Source organism: Paenibacillus sp. P4_A7, from assembly GCF_056402455.1.
Genome location: NZ_JBFUHJ010000217.1, coordinates 1 through 8,878 on the forward strand (window position 1 = coordinate 1; position 8,878 = coordinate 8,878).

At 42.4% G+C, this 8,878-nt stretch carries 8 protein-coding genes and 1 pseudogene; 3 read left to right on the forward strand and 6 right to left on the reverse strand.

The features are described 5' to 3' along the window. Positions 1–337: pseudogene (locus AC1DWN_RS21125) on the forward strand (hypothetical protein); the annotation flags it as partial. Here the strand turns inward: AC1DWN_RS21125 and AC1DWN_RS21130 are convergent. Beyond that, a complete protein-coding gene (locus AC1DWN_RS21130) occupies positions 321–911 on the reverse strand; it encodes a hypothetical protein (RefSeq protein WP_477560878.1) in 591 nt (196 codons plus the stop codon). The pseudogene AC1DWN_RS21125 and the gene AC1DWN_RS21130 sit on opposite strands and share 17 nt — an antisense overlap. Positions 912–1,072: 161 nt before the next feature. Continuing rightward, on the reverse strand, positions 1,073–2,902 hold the full coding sequence (locus tag AC1DWN_RS21135) for an MMPL family transporter (RefSeq protein ID WP_477560885.1): 1,830 nt from the start codon (positions 2,900–2,902) through the stop codon (positions 1,073–1,075). 260 nt (positions 2,903–3,162) lie between these two features. Between AC1DWN_RS21135 and AC1DWN_RS21140 the strand changes: the two genes are divergently transcribed. Further along, positions 3,163–3,798, forward strand: coding sequence for a TetR/AcrR family transcriptional regulator (locus AC1DWN_RS21140; protein WP_477560879.1), 636 nt, complete (start codon positions 3,163–3,165; stop codon positions 3,796–3,798). Between the two features lie 17 nt (positions 3,799–3,815). Then, positions 3,816–4,115, forward strand: a complete 300-nt coding sequence (locus AC1DWN_RS21145; RefSeq protein ID WP_477560880.1) for a DUF3817 domain-containing protein — start codon at positions 3,816–3,818, stop codon at positions 4,113–4,115. 667 nt (positions 4,116–4,782) lie between these two features. On the opposite strand, the gene AC1DWN_RS21150 is transcribed toward AC1DWN_RS21145, so the two are convergent. The 4 genes from AC1DWN_RS21150 to AC1DWN_RS21165 are packed head-to-tail and all read right to left on the reverse strand — an operon-like array spanning position 4,783 to position 8,844. Beyond that, entirely contained in the window at positions 4,783–6,096 is a 1,314-nt protein-coding gene (locus AC1DWN_RS21150; RefSeq protein WP_477560881.1) for a hemolysin family protein, read from the reverse strand. Positions 6,097–6,128: 32 nt separating this feature from the next. Next, positions 6,129–6,488: a Lin0512 family protein gene (locus AC1DWN_RS21155; RefSeq protein WP_477560882.1), complete on the reverse strand. Its 360-nt coding sequence runs from the start codon at positions 6,486–6,488 to the stop codon at positions 6,129–6,131. 47 nt (positions 6,489–6,535) lie between these two features. Continuing rightward, complete coding sequence (locus AC1DWN_RS21160; protein ID WP_477560883.1) at positions 6,536–7,684, reverse strand: DUF3900 domain-containing protein; 1,149 nt, start codon at positions 7,682–7,684, stop codon at positions 6,536–6,538. Between the two features lie 59 nt (positions 7,685–7,743). Then, positions 7,744–8,844: a nitric oxide synthase oxygenase gene (locus AC1DWN_RS21165; RefSeq protein WP_477560884.1), complete on the reverse strand. Its 1,101-nt coding sequence runs from the start codon at positions 8,842–8,844 to the stop codon at positions 7,744–7,746. Positions 8,845–8,878 lie beyond the last annotated feature (34 nt).

Below are 8,878 nucleotides of genomic sequence, written 5' to 3' on the forward strand. Positions count from 1 at the left end.
AGCACATGTAGTGCCGGTAAATGGATATATCGGATCGATTACATTAACGGTTGTAGGTGCTGTAACCGGCCTTGATGGCTCTGGCTTCTCAGGGATTTCGCTCGCAGGTTCTATAGCACAGCTATTCGGTCATGCTATCGGCTCAGGAATTGCTACCTTAACTGCACTCGGCCAAGTCGCAGCGATCTGGGTCGGAGGCGGTACGATCATCCCTTGGGCGCTCATACCTGCTGCTGCTATTTGCGGTGTAGATCCCTTCGAGCTAGCTCGCCGTAATTTAAAGCCGGTTATTATTGGACTCACTGTAACGACAATCGTTGCTATGTTTTTGATTTAGTTTTTTTATTCCTACGGTAAACAATAAATACAATCCCGAGCAAACAAACGGAACAAATGATCGTAATTATTAAATTAAATGACATACCGAATGTTTGATCGGGATCAACTGTAAGATTTCTAGGGATCGAACCGCTCCCAAGTGCAGTCACATGCTCACTTGCTTCACTTTGTAGCGTTATACCGCTGCATAAGCCTGTTTCTAACGCACTCCCACTAGAACTTGCATAAACAATATAACGTTCTCCCTCTTTAAAATTGAATCCACAGCTATCTTCATGTAGTGCAGTGATGACTTCAATTCTCGACGTCACATGCCCTTTCCATACCTGATTTACCTCAAAGGTAGCTTTCTTGATTTTTCCTGGAGAATTGAATAACAAGCTGGAGGTTTGTTTAATACTGACTACTTTCCCTTCAAATACAGCATCGTTTTGTTCTTTCCTATCCTGTATCGTTCCAGGCTCTACACATGAACATGCGTATGCTTCGTTAGAAAACGCAAAAAAACTTCCAACCGCTGATAGGATAAAAAAAGCAACAAAAAAAGTAAACCAACGCAACCTGTTTCTCATCAGGCACCCCTTCTTTCTGTCTCAATCAAACTACTTCCATATCATAGGTAAGACGACATCATTTGGGAAAAAGTTGCATCCTCTTCAACTTAAAAAAGAGGGCTATCCCATTTTCAGCTTATGCTGGAAGCAGGATAACCCTCATTTTCAACGTTTACCTATTAATTGATTGACTTTTTCACCTGTTTTGGTTCTTCAATAAGTGCTGCTTTACTTGGCCAAAAGGCGCCCTTGCCAAGCAGCGTTGTTATTGCTGGTACTAGAAATGGGCGTACGATAAACGTATCCATTAACACACCGATTGCCGTAATCAAACCGAATTGGACTAATACCTGAATAGGCAACGTCGCAAGAACGGAGAACGTAGCAGCCAGAATTAATCCCGCTGATGTAATGACTCCGCCTGTTTCGCCGACCCCTTCTTTAATAGCCTGCTTCAAAGGCATTGTTTTTCGTTTTTTCCAGATGCTTGAGATCATAAAGATATTGTAATTTTCACCTAGAGCGATAAGAAATACGAAAGCATAAAGCGGAATTGCACCCTGTATCGCATCTACCCCCATCAAATAATGCAGGATAATCCATCCGAGACCGAGTGCCGCAGCGTAAGACAGTAATACAGTTGCTACTAGATAAAGCGTTGCAGTAATCGATCTTAAGTAGATAAGCAGCAACAGCATAATAAGTGTGATAACTAATGGAATAATGACTCGATTATCACGGTCCGTTAGCTGTTCCGTGTCATATTGCGTTGCAGTTTGTCCGCCAACCCACACTTTATCGTCCACATTGTCAACACTCGCATTAGTAAGTGCGAACTCAGCAGCCTTTTGAAGTAAAGGAATTGTATCCATCGCTTCCCTTGAGTACGGATTTATGTCCAGTATGACGGTGTAGGATACTAAGTTTGGATCATCCTTGCTTGGCTTAGGCTCCTGAACATGATCAACTAGCCGAACAGCTGCCAGCTTCTCTGCTATATCAACCGTTTTACCATCTGTCTGAGCTACGACCGTAATCGGTGCAAGCTCTCCTGGTGTGAATGCTTTGGAAATAACATCAAAGCCTTCCCTTGAGGCCATATCTTTCGGAAATGAGGATAAAATATCATAATTAAATTTTACTTGTGTTGAGAAAACGGCCATAACGCTAAGTACTAAAACACAAGATATAACGACCGTCCACGGCTTGGAAACGACCATGTTACCGACTTTCATACCCAGTTTATTTTCCGTTTTAGGTGCACGGTAAGACTTATTCCTCTTTGAAGCACGTGCTCGTTCCATTTGCTCAGTACGCGGGATGAATGGATAGAACGATGCGCGGCCCAGAATAGCTAATAGTGCTGGTACTAACGTTAAGCTAGCGATGCCCATAATAAAAATAGACAAGCTAAACGGTATAGCGAAGCGTAAAAGTGAACCATATTTGGCAGCAAGCAAAGCTAGCAATGACAGGACGACMGTAAAGCCGCTCATTGCGATCGCGCCAGAGGCGTCTTTGAATGCAAGCCTTAATGCTTTCATTTTATCATTTTCACGAGTAAGCTCTTGGCGGAAATGTGAGATGAAGAACAGGCAGTAATCGGTTCCCGCTCCAAAAAGCAGCACAGTCATAATCGAGATCGCTTGACCATCCACTGTAATCCACCCTATGTCTGCCATCCAACCTAGCAGTGGTCCTGTTACAGCATATGCAAAGCCAACTCCAATGAGCAGTATAATGGCTAGTATTGGTGAGCGGTATATGAGCAGAAGTAAGATAAGAACTATGAATACTGTCGCAAAAAGAAGTGAGGTATCTGCTCCACYAAATAACTCTGTTGCATCAACCGAGATTCCTGCAGGACCGCTTACTCGGACGCTGAGAGCGGATGTGTCATCTATCGCTACCTTAAAAGGATCTGCACCAGAAGCTTGCTGTACAATTGTTTTAATTTCTTCTATGTTTTCCTTTAGAACTTCCGTCTCTGAGTTCTCATCGAAGGAAATCGGTTGAACAAGCGTAGTATCATCCTCAGAAGCGAATTTTTCAAAGCAGGAAGAGGCATTTGATCATGCCACTAATGTTACCCAACGTGTTCGAGGTCCAGCGATCATTCCAGCAAACTTGTCAATCATTATACATATCCTCCATTTCACTTCTACTTCTTTTTCATATAAAATAAATAGTGTATTGATTTAATTATATGTACTCAAAGGTTAATTAATCAATCAAACTCTTGTCAAAATGATAAATGGAGGGCAATGCGATGAGTGCTGAGCAGCCCAAACGTAAGCCTGGTAGGCCTAAAGGCTCTGATACCATTCAAACCGAGACGCTAATTTTACGCACCGCTGCATACCTTTTTATGGACCTCGGTTATGAGAAAGTATCTTTGAAGGATGTCGCAAAGCGTTGTGGCGTGACGAAGGCCAGCGTCTATTATTATTTCAACAACRAAGCAGAGCTGTTTACGGAATGTCTACTCTTTGTATTGAAAATGGCTAATGACCAAACCTCAACCATCATTAATGGGCCTGGTACTCTCCAAGAAAGGCTGCTAACTGTTGCTGAGCGGCATATGCAAAATGCACATGTAGAGTTTGAAACGATGATGAGAGAAGCGTCGGCTGGACTTAGTGAGGAACAAGTGAAGAAGATTCGTGACAGCGAGAATGCTCTTCACGAGCTAGTTGCTGAGGTTTTCCAGAAAGCCATGAATGAGGGCGAAATTGTTGCAAGTGATCCATTGCTGCTTGCACATGTATTTACGGCTATGCTAAGCGTTCGTAATCGCAAAGAGATAATAAATGAACAAAAGACAGTCGAGCAAGTAGCTAAGGAAATTGTACAATTACTATGGAATGGGTTAGAGCGACGTAAGTCTAGCATAGAAACTAAATAATATTTGGAGGTAATCACTTGTTAAAAACAGCTATAGGAAGATTTCGAATAATCGGCATTTTTGAAGGCATTTCATTTTTGGTACTCCTATTTATCGCTATGCCGCTCAAGTACTTGGCAGACATTCATGAGCCTGTCACCATTGTAGGCGGATTGCATGGGGCATTATTCGTCCTTTATGCTTTTGCATTACTACATGTTTGGATCAAACATCGCTGGTCGTTTTTGAAAGTTGTCATTGCATTTATTGCGTCTTTCCTTCCATTTGGTACATTTGTTTTGGACAAAAAGATGCTACGTAATGAAGCTGAGCTTTAAAAGTAATAAATCAAACCAGTCAACGAAGCTATTAGCGACCTATTGGAGGCTATTAAGCTGCATTGACTGGTTTTTTCATGAGAAGAACGCTTATTCCGAGAAAAAAATGCCATTTTCACGCAGATAGAACATATGTTCTGTACCTGTAAGTGCCATTTTCAGGCTTAAAGTCATCTTTTAAGACCATTTTGTAACTGTAAGCTCGAAATTTGAATCTTACAGCGCCCCTTTATTGATATCTGGAACGTATTCCGCGATTTTAAACCCATTTTTTGAGCTTACAGACATATTTAATGTTAATTTCGCGAGTTTAAGCTCGATATTGGTGCTTAATGCCTCTTTCACATACCACGAACGTATGTTCTGATATCTAGTTATATCAATAATCGTGTCCATACAATTATAGTTATTCCTTTCAAATACCTTTCAACCTCTACTCCCATCTAAATTATAAACGCCGATATTTATAAAAAGTTCTATAAAATAAAAAAAGCGAACATCTGATGACCTCCAATTTACAGGTCTGATGTCCACTTTCATGTAAGCGGTAGATAATAAAAACTTAAAACTCACTCGTAATTATTAACACTTTGATAGGAAAAAGCTGTTTCAATCGCATGCTTGGTAATAACACTTTCGAGTACCGGCCACGTTCCTCCACTTATGCCTATGCATGTCCGAATGTATCCATTTCACTTTCTGGAAAGTCGGTCATAATTTCAATTTTCCGAATTCGATTATCATCTCGCTCACGAATAATGAAAGTCGTATCATGATACTTCCACGGTTTTCCGACAGTCAGTTCTGGGTTTTGGTTAAACAGCCAGCCTCCGACTGAATCAACGTCTTCGTTGTCCAAATCTGTACCTGCAATTTCATTCAAATCGCTAATAGACGCATTCCCATTTACCAAATAACGCTGCGATTCGATGACTTCAATTTCCTTAACCTCATCCGTATCAAACTCATCTCGGATTTCACCAACTATTTCTTCAATGATATCCTCGATCGTGACAATTCCAGCCGTACCGCCATATTCATCGAGCAGCACTGCTATATGTACACGCTCTTGCTGCATATTTTTTAATAGCTTCTTTATTGGAGTCACTTCAGGAACCGACATAACCGGCTGAAGCAGCGTAGCAACATCTAACTCACGATCTCTTTCATAGCGTAGAAAAAACTTCTTCGTATTCAAAATACCGATTATATTATCCTTGCTGCCTTTTGCAACAGGAAATCTGGTGTACTGCTCTTTCATAATAATCGATACGTTCTCTTCACGTGACTGATCTATATATAAGCAAACCATGTCTGTTCGAGGAACCATAATTTCACGTGCAAGCCGTTCATCAAAGTCGAAGATTTTGCTCACATAACCATATTCACTCTTGTTAATTTTGCCGCTCTCGTAGCTCTCTGACAAAATAATTCGGATCTCTTCCTCCGAATGTGCCTCATGCTCATTAGCTGGTTTAAAACCCAATAAGCGTATTAGAGCATTCGCCGAACCATTAAGCAGCCAAATAAACGGAAACATCACTTTATAGAAGATAATGATAATGGGTGCAGTGATTTGACTAATTTGCTCCGATTTAATTATAGCAACCGTTTTTGGTGCGAGCTCACCTAACACAACATGCAAATACGTCACCAATACAAAGGAGATTATAAAAGACAGCCATGAGCTAAGCTCACCCTGAATCTCTAATCGATCAAATATCGGATGCAGAATTTGTTCAATTGTTGGTTCGCCTAGCCAGCCAAGTCCAAGCGCTGTAATCGTGATGCCAAGCTGACAAGCAGACAAATAACCGTCAAGATTTTTTGTCACTTCTTCTACTGCTTTGGCATTTTTAATGCCTTCCGCTACCATCTGATTAACGCGACTAGAACGCATACGTATAATAGCGAACTCTGTTGCCACAAAGAAAGCCGTAAAGATGAGCAGAGCAGCAAATATAACCAGTTTTAAAACCATCTTAGTCTCCCTCTTGCAAGGGGGTGTGTATATTAGTAGCCGACCTCTACAGACGCATTAACGATATAAATCAAGTCGTTTTTATCGTCTTTATCTGGTAGAACAATGCCGCTTGACGTAAGCATTCCTCCGTCTACCAGTTCCACAGTCACTTGTCCGTATGGCAAAACAGCCTTCACCTGTTCAATATCTAGCAGCTCCCGGTCGCAAGGCAGCGCCAGCTTAACGCGCACCTTCATATTGTCCAAGCTGCCGCCTGGCAGGACTGATCTTAGACCCGGCATTGAATTGTGATGAATTGCATTTTGCACCGCACGAACTGCTGCTTTCGTAATATTTTGACCGTGAAGGTCGCACCCCATGCCGATTTCTATAAAAAATAAGTTGTCCACTTATACATCGTCTCCCTTATTTAGGTTTTCAATACATCCCAATCACATTACTCTTCCCAGCTATCATCCGTATTAGAGTCTCCATCCGAAATACCAAGATTCAGTGGCGGTTCCATCTGATCAGCTGGCTGCTTGCTGCCTATTAGCGGCATTACATCAATTAAATCAGGCGGCTGCAGCAGCTCTACCGGTGACATCCCTTTATCGAATTGGAAGGCATCCCCTTCAATCACGACAAGGTAACGACCATTGTGCTTGGCAAAATGAATGGAATCGCCGAAGTCTGCGAGCAATCCTTTGACTGTTACACTATCCAGCTTGAAAGAGAACGGCAAATCCGGCTTTTGCTCGACTAATGCGGCTGCGGCAACCTCTACCTGCTCTTTGGACCACCATTCCTGCAGATCCCGCTTCTCGCTTAACGCCCAAACCTCTACAGCATTTTCTTCTTCTCTACGCTCCGAGCTCTCGTCCTCTTGCCATTTGTCGGCTATATACTGATGTACCATTTCAACAACCTGCTCACCAATTACTTCAGGCAGCGGTTTTTCATAGGAAACATATTTTAAGAAGTCCTCAAAATACCTTGCGTGCGACGCCTGATGAATTTTCAGCTCCCAATGGTCAAGCGAGCCTTCCTCCGGCATATGAGGATACTGAATGGACTTCATACTGCGCGCGCTTATCGCCATTTCTACTTGCGATATTAAGCTGCGCTCATCAGAAATCCGAGCAATTTTCGGTTCAAAGTCACATTTTAGCAAAAACAAAAACGGTTCATCGAAATACGTATTAAGTTTGGATAGCGCTAAAATAAATGCGCCACCTCTGACTGCGCTCGTATCCATATAGATCCGAACCAGCTCGTCCGCTATACCAATAAATCGTTCCTTCGAATCCGCATCGCGAAGTCGTTGAAACAAATTGTAGTTTTGATTGCTTCCTAATTCATAACCGGGCTCGACCATGAACCGGCCAATCTTCGTTGGCGCCCCCGCTGTATTCGGGTTGCGTTCAACTTTTCTTTTGACAATTCGCTTAAACTCTCCGTCCAGAAATCGTTGAATTTCACTGTCTTCATAGGTGTCCTCATCTAATGTTTGATAATGCTTAAACCGCTTGCCGGAAGAGGATGCACTTTCTTCACCATCGGTATGAATGACGAAAAAGGATAAATATTGCAAATTGAAATCCACGTTTATAATTCCCCCATGATTATGATTGTCTTACTTTAAAATAGTTATAAATCGTTACATTATAAAATAGGGTAAGGTGCTTCCTGGTGACGATAAGCTGGACTCCGCTCGGTGTCATCATAGCTCCGGTTCCAAATTCCTGTCGTAGCTGGCGACATTGGCGGAATAAGCCATGACCAGCGTCCGGTGACCATTCTGCCATTATCCTGCTCCTGCTTGTCAAAGCGTTGAAATTGCTCAGCTGCTGTATGATGATCGACGATACTCACACCGTTCATCTTAAACGAATGAAGCACAGCGATATTGAGCTCAATTAACGATTTGTCCTTCCATAACGACGTATTCGTCGTTGTATTGTATCCAAATAAAGCGGCAACCTTCGGCAGCTGGTTATATCGCTCAGCATCAGCTAAGTTCCTAGCTCCGATCTCAGTACCCATATACCAGCCATTAAAAGGGGCAGCCGTATACGATATCCCGCCTATTTCGAGCTCCATATCCGAAACAAACGGCACTGCATACCAACGTAGACCAAGCTGCTCGAACGCATCATTCTCAGGATGAGTAAGTGGTACTTCTAATACAGCTTCTTCAGGCAACGCAAACCAATTAGCCGTTTGTTTCCCTTTCTGAATAACAAGTGGCAGTAGATCGAATCTTGAGCCGGCGCCCTTCCATCCTAGCTTCTCACACGCTGCTGTAAATGACAAAGAAGCAGAGTCGCCAATAACTTCTTTATCGCTTCTATATCCCGCATAACGGACAAGCTGATGATTCCAAATACGAATACGATTAGGAGTATGACTTGGAGGGAGGATCGTAATTGCTGGACGTATACGTCCATTGTTCGTAGCAAATTTCATATGTTGAATAATACTTTCAGCCGCTTCAGCTTCATCACTAACATGACGAGCATCAAATACTTCTAACGACTGCCAAAATAAACGGCCGATACATCGGTYGTTGTTGCGCCAAGCCATTTTTGCCCCATGCTTTAGTTCTTCGTAAGTATGTGTATAATAGCCAGTCTGTTCAATTTCCCGGGTAGCCTCTTCGATCCTATGCTTCGCTTCCTGCTCGCTCTTGCCTAACTCGAAATAAGCTTCGCCAATGAACAAAGCTGCTTGCTCGATTATTTTTTTGCTGGTTGCTGTAATCATATTAGGGTCTCGCCTCCGCCAGCTTGTTTAAGCC

Coding starts and splice junctions, on each gene's coding strand:
- AC1DWN_RS21130 (WP_477560878.1), bottom strand. CDS start 911: ATGAGAAACAGGTTGCGTTGGTTTACTTTTTTTGTTGCTTTTTTTATC.
- AC1DWN_RS21150 (WP_477560881.1), bottom strand. CDS start 6,096: ATGGTTTTAAAACTGGTTATATTTGCTGCTCTGCTCATCTTTACGGCT.